The organism is Streptomyces himalayensis subsp. himalayensis, assembly GCF_013778455.1.
Taxonomy (GTDB): domain Bacteria; phylum Actinomycetota; class Actinomycetes; order Streptomycetales; family Streptomycetaceae; genus Streptomyces; species Streptomyces himalayensis.
In genome coordinates, this window is record NZ_JACEHE010000016.1 from 119,050 (window position 1) to 135,807 (window position 16,758).

16 protein-coding genes are annotated in these 16,758 nt (G+C 70.7%); 4 read left to right on the plus strand and 12 right to left on the minus strand.

Going from position 1 to position 16,758, the window contains the following annotated elements:
- Positions 1-165: 165 nt before the first annotated feature.
- From H1D24_RS25145 to afsQ1, 3 genes are all read right to left on the minus strand, one after another.
- Positions 166-783 (minus strand): hypothetical protein, encoded by a 618-nt coding sequence (locus tag H1D24_RS25145; protein WP_181659945.1) that lies wholly within the window; start codon positions 781-783, stop codon positions 166-168.
- Positions 780-2,414: an ATP-binding protein gene (locus H1D24_RS25150; RefSeq protein ID WP_181659946.1), complete on the minus strand. Its 1,635-nt coding sequence runs from the start codon at positions 2,412-2,414 to the stop codon at positions 780-782. The genes H1D24_RS25145 and H1D24_RS25150 overlap by 4 nt, the downstream gene beginning before the upstream one ends.
- 214 nt (positions 2,415-2,628) lie before the next feature.
- Entirely contained in the window at positions 2,629-3,306 is a 678-nt protein-coding gene (gene afsQ1 / locus H1D24_RS25155; protein WP_181659947.1) for a two-component system response regulator AfsQ1, read from the minus strand.
- Between the two features lie 228 nt (positions 3,307-3,534).
- Between afsQ1 and H1D24_RS25160 the strand changes: the two genes are divergently transcribed.
- Positions 3,535-4,350 (plus strand): SigE family RNA polymerase sigma factor, encoded by an 816-nt coding sequence (locus H1D24_RS25160; protein WP_181659948.1) that lies wholly within the window; start codon positions 3,535-3,537, stop codon positions 4,348-4,350.
- 148 nt (positions 4,351-4,498) lie between these two features.
- Here H1D24_RS25160 and H1D24_RS25165 read toward each other — a convergent pair whose 3' ends face one another.
- Positions 4,499-5,569, minus strand: coding sequence for a hypothetical protein (locus H1D24_RS25165; RefSeq protein ID WP_181659949.1), 1,071 nt, complete (start codon positions 5,567-5,569; stop codon positions 4,499-4,501).
- A gap of 455 nt (positions 5,570-6,024) precedes the next feature.
- Here H1D24_RS25165 and H1D24_RS25170 point away from each other — a divergent pair, with 455 nt between their 5' ends.
- Positions 6,025-6,429, plus strand: a complete 405-nt coding sequence (locus H1D24_RS25170) for a peptidase inhibitor family I36 protein (RefSeq protein ID WP_181659950.1) — start codon at positions 6,025-6,027, stop codon at positions 6,427-6,429.
- 105 nt (positions 6,430-6,534) lie between these two features.
- Here the strand turns inward: H1D24_RS25170 and H1D24_RS25175 are convergent, their stop codons facing one another.
- Positions 6,535-7,170: a uridine kinase family protein gene (locus tag H1D24_RS25175; protein ID WP_309484436.1), complete on the minus strand. Its 636-nt coding sequence runs from the start codon at positions 7,168-7,170 to the stop codon at positions 6,535-6,537.
- A gap of 122 nt (positions 7,171-7,292) precedes the next feature.
- On the opposite strand from H1D24_RS25175, the gene H1D24_RS25180 reads away from it, so the two are divergent.
- Positions 7,293-7,697, plus strand: a complete 405-nt coding sequence (locus tag H1D24_RS25180) for a hypothetical protein (RefSeq protein ID WP_181659952.1) — start codon at positions 7,293-7,295, stop codon at positions 7,695-7,697.
- 71 nt (positions 7,698-7,768) lie between these two features.
- Here the strand turns inward: H1D24_RS25180 and H1D24_RS25185 are convergent, their stop codons facing one another.
- Genes H1D24_RS25185 through deoC form a run of 3 tightly spaced genes read right to left on the minus strand, consistent with a single transcriptional unit; the run spans position 7,769 to position 11,162 of the window.
- On the minus strand, positions 7,769-8,695 hold the full coding sequence (locus H1D24_RS25185) for an aldehyde dehydrogenase family protein (protein ID WP_181659953.1): 927 nt from the start codon (positions 8,693-8,695) through the stop codon (positions 7,769-7,771).
- Complete coding sequence (locus H1D24_RS25190; RefSeq protein WP_181659954.1) at positions 8,688-10,133, minus strand: aldehyde dehydrogenase family protein; 1,446 nt, start codon at positions 10,131-10,133, stop codon at positions 8,688-8,690. The genes H1D24_RS25185 and H1D24_RS25190 overlap by 8 nt, the downstream gene beginning before the upstream one ends.
- A gap of 12 nt (positions 10,134-10,145) precedes the next feature.
- Positions 10,146-11,162, minus strand: coding sequence for a deoxyribose-phosphate aldolase (gene deoC / locus H1D24_RS25195; RefSeq protein ID WP_181660050.1), 1,017 nt, complete (start codon positions 11,160-11,162; stop codon positions 10,146-10,148).
- 113 nt (positions 11,163-11,275) lie between these two features.
- Here deoC and H1D24_RS25200 point away from each other — a divergent pair, with 113 nt between their 5' ends.
- Positions 11,276-11,908 (plus strand): PH domain-containing protein, encoded by a 633-nt coding sequence (locus H1D24_RS25200; protein ID WP_181659955.1) that lies wholly within the window; start codon positions 11,276-11,278, stop codon positions 11,906-11,908.
- Positions 11,909-11,936: 28 nt separating this feature from the next.
- Here the strand turns inward: H1D24_RS25200 and H1D24_RS25205 are convergent, their stop codons facing one another.
- From H1D24_RS25205 to H1D24_RS25220, 4 genes are all read right to left on the minus strand, one after another.
- Positions 11,937-13,103 (minus strand): putative hexosyltransferase, encoded by a 1,167-nt coding sequence (locus tag H1D24_RS25205; RefSeq protein WP_181660051.1) that lies wholly within the window; start codon positions 13,101-13,103, stop codon positions 11,937-11,939.
- A gap of 267 nt (positions 13,104-13,370) precedes the next feature.
- A complete protein-coding gene (locus H1D24_RS25210; RefSeq protein WP_181659956.1) occupies positions 13,371-15,008 on the minus strand; it encodes a phospho-sugar mutase in 1,638 nt (545 codons plus the stop codon).
- Positions 15,009-15,271: 263 nt separating this feature from the next.
- Entirely contained in the window at positions 15,272-16,093 is an 822-nt protein-coding gene (locus tag H1D24_RS25215; protein WP_181659957.1) for a purine-nucleoside phosphorylase, read from the minus strand.
- Positions 16,094-16,268: 175 nt separating this feature from the next.
- Positions 16,269-16,706 (minus strand): gamma-glutamylcyclotransferase family protein, encoded by a 438-nt coding sequence (locus tag H1D24_RS25220; RefSeq protein ID WP_181659958.1) that lies wholly within the window; start codon positions 16,704-16,706, stop codon positions 16,269-16,271.
- Between the last annotated feature and the right edge of the window lie 52 nt (positions 16,707-16,758).

The window sequence follows — 16,758 nt, forward strand, 5'->3', positions numbered from 1 at the left end:
GGTGCACGCGGGCCTCCGGCGGGGGGCGCGCCTTCTTCATGCGCCCCACTCGGGGCGCAGCCCATGCGCGACGCACCCGCCGTCGTGGGTTGTGCCGACCCTCCCCCGGTTCGGCGCCAGACCGAGGACGTACATCCCGGCGCGGCAGCGCACCCCACGGGCCGGTCAGGCCTCCGAAACCACCTCAGAAGGCGGCGCCGTGCTCGGGCGGGACCGGACCTCCGGGGTGCACTGATAGCGGCGTACCGGCTCGTCGGTCGGGCCGCCCAGTACCACCGCCCCGTCCTCGTCCGCCGCAGCGGAGTTCGCGTACGTGCAGATGATCTGCGCGAGCGCGTACGCCGACAGATCCTCCGGCCGTGTGCTGAGCCGCAACGTGTCTTCCGGGTCGCCTTCCCGCGGCCCGGACACCGTCATGCCGCGGCGCACATCCGTCGTGTACTTGGCCTGCTTCTCCGGCTCCGACGGGGTCTCCGCCAGTTGGTCGAGCAGTGCCTGCGCCACCTGCACGCGGTCCGTCGCCGCGCTCTTCCCGGAGAGCTGGACGGTCCGGTCGACCGTCACCAACTGCGATGCGCACACCAGGAAGACCTGCACGGGAATGCCACGTGCCGACTGCGTGCCGGTGTCCGTCCCGGTCAGCGCACAGGGCGCCCGCGACGGCGCCGCACCGAAGTCGGTCGGCACCTCGGTCGGCCGGATCCCGCACCCGGCGAGCACGGAGGCCAGCACCACGCCGAGCAGGGAAACGGCCACCGAACCCCGTAGACGCCGCACGTTCACCGCCCACCTCCGTCGGTTCCGGAGGCGTCGTCCGCCGCCCCACCCGACCCCTCGGGCGGGCACTCGGCGGGGCCCTCAGCCGATCCGTCGCCCCGTTCCCGTTCAGCGACTCCCGAGGCATCCCGGGGCACCCGGAACGTGAACACGGCTCCACCCTCCGGCGAGTTCGCGGCGGTGATGTCGCCCCCGTGGATATGGGCGTTCTCCAGCGCGATCGACAGACCGAGACCGCTGCCCTCGGACCGCGGCCGCGACGCGCTCGCCTTGTAGAAGCGATCGAAGACGTGCGGCAGCACATCCTCGGGGATGCCGGGCCCGTGGTCGCGTACCTCGATGGCCACCATCTGGCCGTCCGGGCCCTCGGTCCTGACGGCGACCCGCACCGGCGAGCCGCCGTGCTTGAGGGCGTTCCCGATCAGGTTCGCGAGGATCACGTCCAGCCGCCGCGGATCGAGCCGGGCCACGATGCCGCGCTCGGCGTCGAGCTCGACGGCGTCGAGCCAGGCACGCGCGTCGATGCAGGCGGTGATCTGGTCGGCGACGTCCACGTCGTCGAGCACCAGCCGGGCCGTGCCCGCGTCGAAGCGGGTCACCTCCATCAGGTTCTCCACGAGGTCGCCCAGCCGCCGCGTCTCGCTGACGACCAGCCGTACCGCGGGCTCGATCATCGGATCGACGCTGCCGGTCTCGGCATCGAGCTCCTCCTCGAGCACCTCGGTCACGGCGGTGATCGCGGTCAGCGGTGTACGGAGCTCGTGGGACATGTCCGCGACGAACCGCCGCGACGCCTCCTCGCGCGCACTCATGTCCGCGACACGCTTCTCCAGCGCTTCGGCGGTCCGGTTGAACGTACGGGACAGATCGGCCAGCTCGTCCGTACCGGACACGCGCAGCCGGGTGTCCAGCTTGCCCTCGCCGAGCCGGCGCGCGGCGACCCCGAGCCGGTGCACGGGCTTCAGCACGGTCGTCGCCGCGGCCTGCGCGAGCAGCGCGGAGCCGATCAGCGCAAGCCCGGTGGCGATCCCCAGCGACCAGGCCAGCGAGTTGAGGTCCTTGGCCTCCGGTTCCAGGGACTTGAGCATGTACCCGGTCGGCCCGCCCCCGATCATCGTGGCGCCGCCCACCAGGTACGGGGTGCCGTCGTCCACGATCCGCTGCCAGTACAGGTGGTACGGGTACTTGTTGCGCTCGGTGAGCTCCTGCCGCTCGTTCACGGCATCGCGCAGGGACTTCGGCACGTCCGTGAGCGTGAAGGTGTCCAGGTCGGAGTTGCCGACGATGGTGTTGCCGTCCTCGTCCTCGGCGATGAGCAGCACGCTGAAGTGCTGGCCGCTGTTGGCCATCTGGCCGGCGGCGTGCTGCAGTTCCTCCTGCGTCGGACGGGTGGGCAGGACACCCGCGCGGTTCTGCATCTCCTGCTGGAAGTCGTTCAGCGCGGCGTCCTGGGCACGGGTGAGCACCGCCTCGCGGTTGAGCCAGTACGCTATGCCGCTCGCCGACACGGCGGCGGTCAGCGCGACGAGCCCGAACACGAGGACCACCCGCAGCCGCAGGCTCGTGAAGCGCAGCGCCGAGAAGATCGCCTTGCGCGCCGCGGCCCAGCCGCGGAGCTTGTCGTGCGGTTTCGTCACCGTGCCCGACCACTCGCTTCCGCGCCCGCGCGCCTGGGGGTATCTCCCAGGCCCTTAAGGCACTGGGCGGGCCCGGGGGCCGACGCCCCCGCGTTCCCTGCCTGCCTGGTCACCTTTACATTCTCTGCCCGAACGCGGCCGTTGAGACCGCCTGTTGCTGTGTGCGTCACGAGGCTGGAGGGGCAGAAGTGACCGAAGTGGCCACGACCATCGCTCACGAGGGTGTGTCCAGCCGGTAGCCCACGCCCCGCACCGTGCGGATCAGCGTCGGCGAGGACGGCACGTCCTCGACCTTGGCGCGCAGCCGCTGCACACAGGCGTCGACGAGCCGGGAGTCGCCGAGATAGTCGTGCTCCCAGACCAGGCGCAGGAGTTGCTGGCGCGACAGGGCCTGGCCGGGCCTGCGGCTCAGCTCCAGCAGCAGACGCAGCTCGGTCGGCGTCAGCTGAAGATCCTCGCCGTTCTTGGTGACGGTCATCGCGGCACGGTCGATGACCACGTTCCCGAAGGTCGCGGAGTCGTTCGCCTCCCGCTCGCCGCGGCGCAGCACGGCACGGATCCGGGCGTCGAGCACCCGGCCCTGCACGGGCTTCACGACATAGTCGTCGGCACCGGACTCCAGCCCGACCACCACGTCGATGTCGTCGCTGCGCGCGGTCAGCAGGATGATCGGCAACTGGTCGGTGCGCCGGATGCGCCGGCACACCTCGAACCCGTCGATACCGGGCAGCATCACGTCCAGGACGATCAGGTCCGGCCGCTGCTCGCGCAGCAGCTTCAGACCGTCCTCGCCGGTGGCAGCGGTGGCCACACGGTGCCCCTGGCGCGTCAGCGACAGCTCCAGGGCCGTACGGATGGCGTCGTCGTCCTCGATCAGCAACAGGGAAGGCACGGCGTCATTCTGTCCCATCGCATGGGGCGGTTTCGACAGTTGGAGCGCTCCTGCCCACACGCGCGTACCTCGAACTCCTGTAAAGGATCTTTGACAACGCGCCGGCAGACCCGTGCACGGGACCCCTGTGACAGGCCTGTGACAGTCGGCGGACACCGCCATGAAGTGCTCCCGGCAGAGTTCTTGTCACACGCAAGGCACCGGGGACTCCACGACGGGGGGCGCGAGATGAACACGCTGCACAGCACCACGACAAGCGCAGTTGTCACGCGTCTTCACGAGGTCGGGCGGGGCGCCGGTCAGCACGAGAAGTCCGGTGCTGAAGGGGGTACCTCCCTGCTCGAGCGAAGCCGAGAGCTTGGGGGAGGGCGGGGGTGCGCTCGCGGCACCGGGCGTCAGCACACCGCGTACATGACGGTGGTTGACGCACATGTGGGGGGAAGCTCCAGCGGGGGAGCTCACGGGGGAGCCGCGTACGGGGAGGCCACGGGGGAGCGTCGGGCCAGGTCGGAGACTGTGGATGCCGAAGCGGCGTTTACCGCCTACGTCCAGGAGCGCCGCGCCTCCCTGTACGCGACCGCATACCACCTGACCGGTGACCGGTTCGAGGCCGAGGATCTGCTGCAGAGCGCCCTCTTCTCGACGTACAGGGCCTGGGACAGGATCAGCGACAAGGCCGCGGTCGGGGGCTATCTCCGCCGCACCATGACCAATCTGCACATCAGCGCGTGGCGCCGCCGCAAGCTGAACGAGTACCCGACCGAGGAGCTGCCGGAGACGGCCGGTGACACGGACGCGATGCGCGGCACCGAGCTGCGCGCCGTGCTGTGGCAGGCGCTGGCCCGGCTGCCCGAACTCCAGCGCACCATGCTGGTCCTGCGCTACTACGAGGGCCGTACGGACCCGGAGATCGCGGAGATCCTCGGCATAAGCGTCGGCACGGTGAAGTCGAGCATCTGGCGCTCCCTGCGCAGGCTGCGCGAGGACGACGTCCTGAGCTTCGGCCGTGACGAGGAGGAGTCCTTCGGCGAACTGGTCGCCTGAGGGCCGGGGCGCGGGGGAGCGTCCGCGGGGGACCGCGGGGGACCACGGGGGAGCAGCAACCGGGGGTTGCACGGGGTCACGGGGGACCACGGGGGAGGAAAGAGAAGGTCCGGGCGGTCGGGGGATCCGCGCGGGCCTTCTCCTCGTTTCATCCCTGGGTTCCCCCGTCATCCGGTACCGCGGAGTGCCCGGTCGCGACGGAGTGGACCTGCTTCGTCATGCGCTGCTTGCGTTCCTTCACCGCGGCGAGCATGTCCGCGTGCTTCTCGATGAGCTGTCGCTGAAGACGGGAATCGATGGCGTACCGCTTGTGGACGTAGCCGGTCTCGCTCTTGCAGATCACATCGGCTTCCGCCGTGCGGATCTCCTTCTGTGAAGGGGCCGGGAAGTTCGGCGCGGGCCCGTCCTTCTTCGTCTTCTGGGTACGCCACGTCGGGTCGTCCACGGCCGCGAGCGGATCCGGATAGTTCATCCCGGCCTTGCGCATGCAGGCGCTCCACCGCTGGTCCAGTTCGTTGGTCCCGGGGTCTTCCCTGGTGGCGGCGGACGCCTCGAAGAACAGCTTCTGGACCGCCGTCATGTCCTGGTTGAGACGGTCGGCCCCGGCCTTGCGTATGGCTTCTCCCTGGCAGCCGCCTTCGGGGACGCCGGACGGGGGTTGTGCGGGGGAGCCCTTCCCGGTACCGGCTGCCTGTTCGGAGCCGGTGTAGGCCGCCTGCGCGGCAGGGGTGATCGTCTCCTCGTTCGCTTTGGCCTTCTCCTGGTACGAGACGGCCTGCTGCTTGGTGACGCCGTCGGGCAGGGGCGGCTTGTAGCCGTAGATGCGGACCGACTTCAGGTCTGTCACGCCGTACTTCCGGCCGTTCTGCGGCAGGTTCCCCGGGGGCGGCTGGTACGCGGGCCAGCTCAGGCCGAACTTCTTCATGCAGGAGCGGGCCAGGATGTTGATGGCGTGATCCAGGGCCTGTCGTTCCGCGGTGGTCGGCATGTACGCGTCCAGCGGGTAGTCCTTGGGCGCGTCGGCGGACGAACCGAGGGCCGTGCTCGTGCCGTTGTCCGGCTCCTTCGTCGCCGCCTGCTGTCCGGTGCAGGCCGTGGCGAGGAGCGCTGTGCCGACCGCCAGGGCGGCTGCGCGGTATGCCCTGGTGACGGGGCCGGAGGCCGGTGCGGTGGCGGTCTCCTTGTGCCGTGGCAGTCCAGGGTTGGTCGACTGCGACATGTGTGCCCCCGCGATCATGAGGCGACACCGGGTCGCCGTCCCTCGTCATGTGCGCATCAGGGTGATCATCCGCGATGCGTACCGTCAAGCCTGACGAGCGGGAGGGTGTCCGAACATATGTCTTCCAGCCATGAATGATCATTATTTCGGACATTGAGCGGAACGCGGCCTCCACGCGGTGTCCGTACCTGTGCCAAGGTCACGTACCGCAAGATCTCGAGTGGTCCAGAACCCGCCGCGCAGACCGCCGGCATCTCCCCCCACCGCCCATCCGTCGTCGGTCAGCGCCCGCCTCTGATCGACGCTTCCCCCTGCGCAGCCGCCCGGCGTCGCCCGGTCTCTCATCCCCCCGCGGCAGGCCGGCCGAACGACCGGCCGAGGCCATGAGCCGCCCCACGACTCGCCGTCCCGCACGGGCGGCGGCACCCCGGCAGACCCGGAAAGAAAGGTCAGAAATGAACAGAGGACGCGGTGTCCTGGCAGCCTCGGTGATGGCCGTTGCGGCCGTCTTCGGGGCGGTTACCCCCGCACAGGCCGCCAGTTACGACGGCTCCTGCAACGTGGACGAGGCCTGTCTGTACCGCTACCAGGACTACACGGGCGGCATCTACGACACGCTGTACAGCAAGCAGGAGTACACGGGCACGTACTACGGCACTTCGGTCGCCATCAACAACACGGTGAGCTCGGTAAAGAACCGTGACTCCAACAACAACCTCTGGCTGTACCAGAACGCCTACTGGTCCGGGGACAGCTGGGGCCTGCCTGCCGGTGCCTCCACGAACTTCAGCTCCTCGTTCGACAACGTGCCGTCGTCACACTGCTGGTCCGGGGCGACCGCGGGCTGCCCTGCCGGGTGACGACAGGAGCGTGACAACAGCGCGGGGCTCCGTCCGTAGGCGAAGCCCCGCGCCCGCCTACGCGGCAGCCCCCGCGCCCGCCTACGCGGCAGCCCCCGCGCCCGCCTAAGCGGCAGTGCTCTGCGCCATCACGCCCCGCCCCGCAGCAGCCGCCGCCAGCCGCCCCAGTGCCTCGTCCTTGCCGCATGGGTGGGCGCCCAATGCCGTCTGGCGGGCCACGATGCTGCGCTCGGCACGCATGAGGCGCCAGCCGCGGCGGAGCAGGAACGGGACGGACTTGCGGCCCTCCTTCAGATCCCGCAGCAGCCGCCGCCGGAACGTCGTCGAAGGACGCCCGCGCAGACACAACGCGTCGGCCAGCAGGCCGAGTTCGCGGCATCGCCCCACGATGTCCGCGGCGAAGATGCCCTCGGCGATGAACAGCGGGGTGTGCCCGATGTCGAGCGTGTCCTCGCCCGTCCGCGCGCTCGTCGAGATGTCGTACCGCGGGACTCGCGTCCGACCGGAGCGGCACAGTTCCTCGATCGCGGTGACGGCCGCCTCCGTGTCCCAGGACCCGGGCGAGTCCCAGTCGATGTCCGAACTGCCCGGTACGAGAGGCAGAGTCGGGTCGTCGCCCTCCTTGTAGAAGTCGTCGAGGCAGAGCACGGGCAGCCCGGAGCGGGCGGCGAACGACGACTTTCCTGAGCCGGAGGGGCCGGTGAGCAGCACGACGCGGGTGGCGGGGGCATGGGAAGTCACGAGAGACCAGTGTGCGGCATCCCGCGGCCCGAGCCGGCCCCGCGGGTCGTCTTTGGTGCCCGCACCACGTCTCAACTACGCTTCGTGGCGAATTGATTACTCCAAGGAGGCGGGTGTATCCCATGGCACGACACGCAGTTCCTCGGCACGGGTCCGCAAAACGCGGCCTGATGCGCGCCGGGCTCGCGGTGACTGTCGCAGGTATCGGACTCGGTGCGGGAGGTGCGGCCGCGGCCAGTGCAGCGCCGATGCCGCAGGGCGGCCCGGTCACCCTCGGCAGAATCAACCCCCAGGCGGCGGCGCAGGGGACGAACGTGGCGCTGCACCAGGCGCTGGCCGCCGTCAAGGACGCCAAGCTCAACCCGCTCGCCGGCACGGGCGTGGACCCGCTCGACAACACCGTCGGTACGCAGATCGCGGACTTCAAGCCCGTGTCGACGAAGTCGGTGACGGGTCCGCTGACGCAGGGCGGTTCTCTGCGGACGCTCCCGGTGGCGGGCAACGCGGCGGCGCTGCTGCCGGGCTGACGGCGCCCCCACGGCGGACGGCAGCGAAGGGCCCCGCCTCCCCAGGGACGGAGGGGAGGCGGGGCCGGTCATCAGTACGACGAGCCGGACGGGCCCAGTGACCCCGTCGGGTGCCAGACCGTCTTCGTCTCCAGGAACGCCGTCAGGCGGTGCGTGCCCGGGTCGGCCGTCCAGTCCACGACGTTGTCCACAGGCTGTGGACGGAGAACGCGCTTCAGGTTGTCCGCCGCCGCGATCTCCAGTTCCTTGGCGAGGACCTCGTCGGCGCCCGTCAGGTCGATCGCGTTGACGTCCCGGTGCGCGGCGAGCGGGGTCGCGATCTCGGCCGTCCGGCCCGACAGGATGTTCACCACGCCGCCCGGAAGGTCGGACGTGGCCAGGACCTCCCCGAGCGAGAGCGCCGGGAGCGGGGACTTCTCGCCGGCGATCACCACGGCGGTGTTGCCGGTCGCGATCACCGGGGCGATCACCGACACGAGGCCCAGGAACGACGACTCCTGGGGCGCCACGACGGCCACCACACCCGTCGGCTCGGGCGTCGAGAGGTTGAAGAAGGGGCCCGCCACCGGGTTCCCGCCGCCCACGACCTGGCTGATCTTGTCCGTCCAGCCCGCGTACCAGACCCAGCGGTCGATCGCCGCGTCGACCTGGGCGGCCGCCTTCGACTTGGACAGCCCCTCGGCCTCGGCGACCTCGCGTACGAACTGGTCTCGGCGGCCCTCGAGCATCTCCGCGACCCGGTACAGGATCTGGCCGCGCAGATACGCCGTCTTGCCGGCCCAGCCGCCGAACGCCTTGCGGGCCGCGACGACCGCGTCCCGGGCGTCCTTGCGGGACGACAGGGGTGCGTTGGCGAGCCAGTTGCCCTTTGAGTCGGTCACCTCGTACACCCGGCCGCTCTCGGAACGCGGGAACTTCCCGCCGACGTACAGCTTGTAGGTCTTGAAGACGCTCAGACGCCGCGCGGCGGAGCCGCTAAGTGATACGTGGTCAGACATCGAGGTACGCCTCCAGGCCGTGGCGGCCGCCCTCGCGGCCGAAGCCCGACTCCTTGTAGCCGCCGAACGGCGAGGTCGGGTCGAACTTGTTGAACGTGTTGGCCCAGACGACGCCCGCGCGCAGCCGGTCCGCGACCGCGAGGATGCGGGAGCCCTTCTCGGTCCAGATGCCCGCGGAGAGCCCGTACTGGGTGTTGTTGGCCTTGGCCACGGCCTCTTCGGGCGTACGGAAGGTCAGTACCGAAAGGACCGGGCCGAAGATCTCGTCGCGGGCGATGGTGTGCGCCTGGGTGACGTTCGTGAAGAGCGTCGGCGCGAACCAGTAGCCGGAGGAGGGGAGTTCGCAGGCCGGGGACCAGCGCTCGGCGCCCTCCGCCTCGCCCTGCTCGGCGAGCGCGGTGATCCGGGCCAGCTGCTCGGCGGAGTTGATCGCGCCGATGTCGGTGTTCTTGTCGAGCGGGTCGCCGAGGCGGAGCGTCGACAGCCTGCGCTTCAAGGACTCCAGCAGCTCCTCCTGGATCGACTCCTGTACGAGGAGGCGGGAGCCCGCGCAGCAGACCTGGCCCTGGTTGAAGAAGATGCCGGTGACGATTCCCTCGACGGCCTGGTCGATCGGGGCGTCGTCAAAGACGATGTTCGCGCCCTTGCCGCCGAGTTCGAGGGTGAGCTTCTTGCGGGTGCCCGCGAGCGCCCGGGCGATCTCCTTGCCGACGGCCGTGGAACCCGTGAACGCGACCTTGTCGACGTCCGGGTGCGCGACGAGCGCGGCGCCCGTGTCGCCGTATCCCGGAAGGATGTTGACGACGCCCTTCGGCAGGCCCGCCTGGCGGCAGATGTCCGCGAAGAACAAAGCCGACAGGGGAGTGGTCTCCGCGGGCTTGAGCACGACCGTGTTGCCGGTCGCCAGCGCCGGGGCGATCTTCCACGCGAGCATCAGGAGCGGGAAGTTCCAGGGGATGACCTGGCCGGCGACGCCCAGCGGACGGGGGTTCGGCCCGTAGCCCGCGTAGTCGAGCTTGTCCGCCCAGCCCGCGTAGTAGAAGAAGTGCGCGGCGACCAGCGGGAGGTCCGCGTCGCGCGTCTCCTTGATCGGCTTGCCGTTGTCCAGGGTCTCCAGGACGGCCAGCTCGCGCGACCGCTCCTGGATGATCCGGGCGATGCGGAACAGGTACTTGGCGCGCTCCGAGCCCGGCAGCGCCGACCACTTCTCGAAGGCCTTGCGGGCCGCCTTCACGGCACGGTCGACGTCCGCCTCGCCCGCCTGCGCGACCTCGGAGAGGACCTCCTCGGTGGACGGCGAGACCGTCTTGAACACCTTGCCGTCGGCGGCCTCGGCGAACTCACCGTCGATGAACAGGCCGTAGGAGGCGGCGATGTCGACGACCGAGCGGGACTCGGGAGCGGGCGCGTACTCGAAGAGAGATGACTGCTTGTCCATGGTCATGGGGTCTCAGTCCACCGTCACGTAGTCGGGGCCGGAGTAGCGGCCGGTCGCCAGCTTCTGGCGCTGCATCAGCAGATCGTTCAGCAGCGAGGAGGCGCCGAAGCGGAACCAGTGGTTGTCCAGCCAGTCCTCGCCGGCGGTCTCGTTGACCAGCACCAGGAACTTGATCGCGTCCTTGGAGGTCCGGATGCCGCCCGCGGGCTTCACCCCGACCTGTACCCCGGTGGCGGCGCGGAAGTCGCGTACCGCCTCCAGCATCAGCAGCGTGTTGGCGGGCGTTGCGTTGACCGCGACCTTGCCGGTGGACGTCTTGATGAAGTCCGCGCCCGCGAGCATGCCGATCCAGCTCGCGCGCCGGATGTTGTCGTACGTCGCCAGCTCGCCGGTCTCGAAGATGACCTTCAGACGGGCGTCCGTTCCGCAGGCCTCCTTCACGGCGACGATCTCGTCGTACACCTTCAGATACCGGCCAGAGAGGAAGGCGCCGCGGTCGATGACCATGTCGATCTCGTCGGCACCGGCCGCGACCGCCTCGCGCACGTCGGCCAGTTTCACCCCGAGCGGGGCGCGGCCCGCGGGGAACGCGGTGGCGACCGAGGCGACCTTGACGCCGGAACCGGCCACCGCCTCCTTCGCCGTCGCCACCATGTCCGGATAGACGCAGACGGCCGCGACCTGCGGAGTCGTACGGTCGGTCGGGTCCGGGTGGACCGCCTTGGCGCCGAGCGCCCGGACCTTGCCCGGGGTGTCCGCGCCTTCCAGGGTCGTCAGATCGATCATCGAGATGGCCAGGTCGATGGCGTACGCCTTCGCCGTGGTCTTGATCGAACGAGTGCCAAGCGATGCGGCGCGCGCCTCGAGGCCGACCGCGTCCACGCCGGGCAGCCCGTGCAGGAAGCGGCGCAGCGCGCTGTCGGACGCGGTCACGTCGGCGAGTGCGTGGGCCGGACCGACGGCCGGACCGGTGGTTCCGGGGGGTCCGCCCGCGCTGTCGGCAGGGGAGGCTGGTGCAGTGATGGGCATGGTCACGAGGGGAGCATATCTACGCGCGTAGCAGCTGTATACCCCCATGCGGCTGTCCGCGTCAGGGCCACCGCAGGACAGCGGTCCACACCTCGTCGTGCAGAATCGGCAGCATGACGACCCCCGAGCCTCCGTCTCCCGCGGCTACGCCCCAGTCCCAGGATCGCGTCTACCGGTCCCCCGCCGGGATCGCGGGCGGTGTGATGCTGCTCGCTCTGGGCGCGTGGCTGGGCATCGACGCGCTGGTCAACGGTGGGGCCCGGGTGCGTTGGCTGGCACTCGCGGGGTTGCTGCTCGCGGTGCCGCTGGTCGTCGCGTTCACGGTGCGGCCGGCGGTGTACGCGAACGACGACCGCCTCCGCGTCCGCAACCCTTTCCGTACGATCACGCTGCCCTGGGCGGCGGTCTCGGGTCTGCGCGCGGGCTACTCCAACGAGGTCTTCGACCAGTCCGGCACCAAGTACCAGCTGTGGGCCATCCCGGTCTCGCTGCGCGCCCGCAAGAAGGCGGCGCGGCGCCAGACGCAGGCTGCCGCGGCGGACCCGCAGGGGCGCACGTCTCCGCTGCCGTCCGGTCCCGTGCGCGCTTCCGGAGACCAGGCGATGGACGACCTGCGCCAGCTCGCCGAGGAGCGGGCCTCGGCCGAGGGGGCGCAGGGCGGGCCTGTGGTGCGGTGGGCCTACGAGATCGTGGGGCCCGCGGTGCTGGGAGCGATTCTGTTGGTGGTGTTGCTGGCGGTGGGGTGATGCCCGCCGTGCCTTTCAGCCGCCACCCCTACGGCGCGCTCGGCCACACCAGGGTCATGTACGCGCCCCAGTACGCCGAGCCCAGAACCGCGCAGACCAGTGCCGCAGCCGCCCGGCGCCGGCTGGCGCGGGCGACGGCGAGCGCCAGCGGCAGCAGCAGCGGGAAGCCCGGCAGCAGGAAGCGGGCGCGCGGGAAGTAGACGCCGCCACTGCCGAGCACGATCACCAGCAGCACACCGGTGAAGATCAGCAGCGGGAGCGGCTGCCGGTCCCGCACCGACAGAGTGAACAGCACGACGGATGCGATCAGCGTCAGCGACACCATGACCAGGAACAGCTCGGGCGTCGAGTCGTACACGAAGATCCGGCGCATCCTGCCCAGGGTCTCGATGCCGCCGTCCCACTCGTTGTGCCACAGCCTCTGTACAGCGAAGTAGCCGTCCCAGCGGCCGAGGCGCACGCCCACCCACCCGACGTAGGCCAGCCAGCCGAGTGGTGCCAGGACCGCACCGGCGAGAACGCGCGCGGAGAAGCGCGGGCGGAGCGCGAAGAGGGCCGACAGCGAGACGGCGGCCGCGAGCGCGATACCGGTCGGCCGCGTCAGCCCCGACAGCGCCGCGAGCGAACCCGCCCACACCCAGCGGCCGGTGAGCACCGCGTACAGCGACCAGGCGACGAAGGCCGTGAACAGGGACTCCGTATAGCCCATCCACTGCACGAGCCCGACCGGCAGCGCCGCCCACGCCACCGTCAGCAGCACCCCGACGCGGCTCCCGTGCAGCCGGTTGCCGACCTCGAAGATCCCCCATGCGGCGACGAAGGAGGACAGCACGGCGATGATGAGGCCGACGCTCGCGCGCGGTCCGGGCGTCAGCGCGGCGACGCCCTTCACCAGCAGGGGATACAGCGGGAAGAAGGCGAGGTTGTTCGCGTCGTACTCGGTGCCCAGCTCGCGCTCGTACCCGTGGTCGGCGATCCCCAGGTACCAGACGGAGTCCCAGTCCGAGGCGAGCATCGGCCAGACGTCCTGGCCCAAGCCGCGCGCCCAGACGGTCAGCAGGACGATTCCCGTGGCGCGGACCCCGGCGTACGCGAGCAGCGCGGGGGCCGCGCGCCGCAGGGAGCGGCGCAGACGGGCGCGGAGCCCGGCGGCGGACGGCGGTGCCGGCCGCCGATGCCGGGAGCCCGGAAGCATCCCGCCGGGAGACTTGGCGATCGCTTCGGAGGGCACCGGGGAAGCGGTCGAGGACACTGCGGCAGCTCCAGGGCTCGTTCGTGCGCTACTGGTCAACCGTTGCTCGGTTGACCGGCAGCGCGAAGGAACGCTGCGTCAACTGCCGTGGCTAATCACACTTCGGGGCGACTTCGGTTTGGGATTCGAACCTCGAGGTCTGAACCTGGGGTGTGATCCTGAGGTCTGATCCTGGGGGTCTGATCCTGAGGTCTGATCCTGAGGTCTGATTCAGATGCCCGCGGCCGCCGACAGATCCCTCCTGACGGCGCCGAGCAGCTCCGCGGCCGTCGCCCGCGCCGCGCCCAGGTCGTCCCGGGAACCCACCGGCACGACGACCTCCAGATAGCACTTGAGCTTCGGCTCTGTGCCGCTGGGCCGGACGATGACCCGGGCGCCCTCGAGCGTGTACCGCAGCCCGTCCGTCGGCGGCAGCATCTCCGTGCCCTGTGTCAGATCCTCGGTGCGCGTCACCGCCAGCCCGCCGAGCCGCGTCGGCGGCTGCTCCCGCAGGCGGCGCATGGCCTCCGCGATCATCGACAGGTCCTCGACCCGCACGGACAGCTGGTCGGTCGCGTGCAGCCCGTGCTCGACGGCGAGATCGTCCAGCAGGTCAAGGAGCGTGCGCCCCTGCTCCTTCACCTCGGACGCCAGCTCGGCGACCAGCAGGGCGGCCGTGATGCCGTCCTTGTCGCGCACGCCCTCCGGGTCGACGCAATAGCCGAGCGCCTCCTCGTAGCCGTACCGCAGGCCGTCGACGCGGGCGATCCACTTGAAGCCGGTCAGCGTCTCCTCGTACGGCAGACCGGCCGCCTCGGCGATCCGGCCGAGCAGGGACGAGGACACGATCGACTCGGCGAAGGTACCGCGTGCGCCGCGCCGTACGAGATGTGCGCCGAGCAGCGCGCCCACCTCGTCGCCGCGCAGCATGCGCCACCCGTCGCCGTCGCGCTCGGGCACCGCGACGGCGCAGCGGTCGGCGTCCGGATCGTTGGCGATGACCACGTCGGGCCGGGCCTCGCGCGCCTTCGCGAAGGCGAGGTCCATGGCTCCCGGCTCCTCCGGATTGGGGAAGGCGACCGTCGGGAAGTCCGGATCGGGCTCGGCCTGCTCCTCCACGAGCACGGGCTCGGGGAACCCGGCGCGCGTGAAGGCGGCGACCAGGGTTTCCTTGCCGACGCCGTGCATCGCCGTGTAGACGACGCGCGCGGTCCTCGGCGAACCGGGGGCGGGCACGGCGTCCGTACGGGTGAGATACGCCTCGAGCACGTCGTCCCCGAGCACGTCCCAGCCGCCCTCCGGCCGCGGTACGTCGTCGAGGCCGCCCACCGCTGCGATCGCGGCGGCGATCTCTCCGTCGGCCGGGGGCACGATCTGCGAACCGTCGCCGAGATAGACCTTGTAGCCGTTGTCGCGCGGCGGATTGTGGCTGGCCGTGACCTCCACGCCCGCGACGGCGCCGAGGTGCCGGATCGCGAACGCGAGCACCGGCGTGGGCAGCGGCCTGGGCAGCACGGCGGCGCGCAGCCCGGCGCCCGTCATCACGGCCGCCGTGTCGCGGGCGAAGTCGGCGGACTTGTGGCGGGCGTCGTAGCCGATGACCACGAGGCCGTCGCCCTGACCCTTCGCCCTGAGGTACGCGGCGAGGCCCGCCGCCGCACGGATGACCACGGAGCGGTTCATACGCATCGGTCCCGCGCCCAGCTCGCCGCGGAGGCCCGCGGTGCCGAACTGAAGGGTGCCGCTGAAGCGGGCGGCGAGCTCGTCGAGGGCCTTGCCGTCGATGAGCTCGGCGAGCTCCTCACGGGTTTCCGGGTCCGGGTCCTCGGCGAGCCAGGACTGGGCCCGGGCGATGAGTTCGTCGTGCACGTTCTCTGTTGCCTCTCCGTGTCGAAACGGGGAACCGTTGTGCGGGGCGCCGCGGGCGGCGTACGAGGTGCTGGACCACCACAGTCTGAGGGGGCACCCGCCGTAGTGGGCTGTGCCCACCGCAGTCCGAGGCGCACCGCCGTCGTGGGCTGTGCCCACCCTCCCCCATTGCCTCAAGGGCATGGGCGGTGCCCCCACCGCCTGGGGGCACCTCCCAGCGGTAGCTGGGGGAGGAACGCCTGCCCACAGGACGGCGGCGGCCGTCAGATACGCCCCAGCACCTGCGCCAGCAACGCCCCCATACGAGTCGCCGAGTCGCGCCCCGCCTGGAGTACCTCCTCATGGTTGAGCGGTTCACCTGTCATGCCCGCCGCCAGGTTGGTGACCAGCGAGATGCCGAGCACCTCGGCGCCCGCCTCGCGTGCCGCGATCGCCTCGAGCACGGTGGACATGCCCACAAGGTCCGCGCCGATCGTGCGCGCCATCCGGATCTCGGCCGGCGTCTCGTAGTGGGGCCCGGGGAACTGGGCGTACACGCCCTCCTCGAGCGTCGGGTCGATCTCCTTGCAGAGCGCCCGCAGCCGCGGCGAGTACAGATCCGTCAGGTCCACGAAGTTCGCGCCGACGATCGGCGACGCGGCCGTCAGATTGATGTGGTCGCTGATCAGCACCGGCTGCCCGGGCCGCATGCCCTCGCGCAGTCCACCACAGCCGTTCGTCAGCACGATCGTCTTGCAGCCCGCGGCGACGGCCGTACGCACACCGTGAGCGACGGAGGCGACCCCGCGGCCCTCGTAGAAGTGGGTACGGCCGAGGAAGACGAGTGCCCGCTTCTCGCCGATCCGGTACGAACGGATCGTGCCGCCGTGCCCCTCGACGGCCGGCGGCGGAAAGCCGGGCAGATCGGTGACGGGCAGCTCGTGCTCGGGATCCCCGAGCGCGTCGACGGCCGGCGCCCAGCCGGAGCCCATCACAAGGGCGACGTCGTGGTTGTCGGCGCCCGTCAGCGCGCGGAGGCGCGCGGCGGCGGCGTCGGCGGCGGCGTGCGGGTCGCCCTGGATGTCCGGAGTAACAGAAGCGTTCACGCGATGAGCGTAGCCCGTTGAGCCCTACGCGCGTAGATGCGCGTGCCAAGGAACTGCGATCGTTGCCGTGTCGTTTCCAACGGGCAGGTGACGGGGGATGTCGGCGACGTGCGCTCCACCGGGCCGAGCTCCACCGGAGCCGGCCGATATCGACGCGTCAACCGACCCGACGGGCTCAGCAGGGCCTCTTACGAAGCCCCATGACGTAGTCGTGGGGCGCCCCGGCCGACTCCGCCGCGTCCGCGATCTCCCCGAGATAGCGCGCGGACGGCAGCCCGCCCTCGTATCCGTTGAGGACGTACACCCAGGCGGGTTCCTCGCCGTCCAGCGTGTGCACCCGCACCCGCATACGCCGGTATATGTCGAGCCCCACGCCCTCCCACCGGTCCATGGAGTCCTCGTCCATCGGCGCGATGTCGTACAGCGCGACGAAGACCTGCGAACGCGGTGCCTCGACGATGGTCGCGAGTGCGCCCTCCCAGCCCAGGTGCTCCCCGCCGAAGGTCAGTCGCCAGCCGTTGAGCCAGCCGGTGGCCCGCAGCGGCGAATGCGGGGCGCGGCGGGTCATGAGCCGCGCGTCGAGGTTGCCGGCGTAGGCGGCGTAGAGCGACATGGTCTGAGAGTACGGCAGCGGGCACATTGCGCCCCGTGATGGACGTCATGCC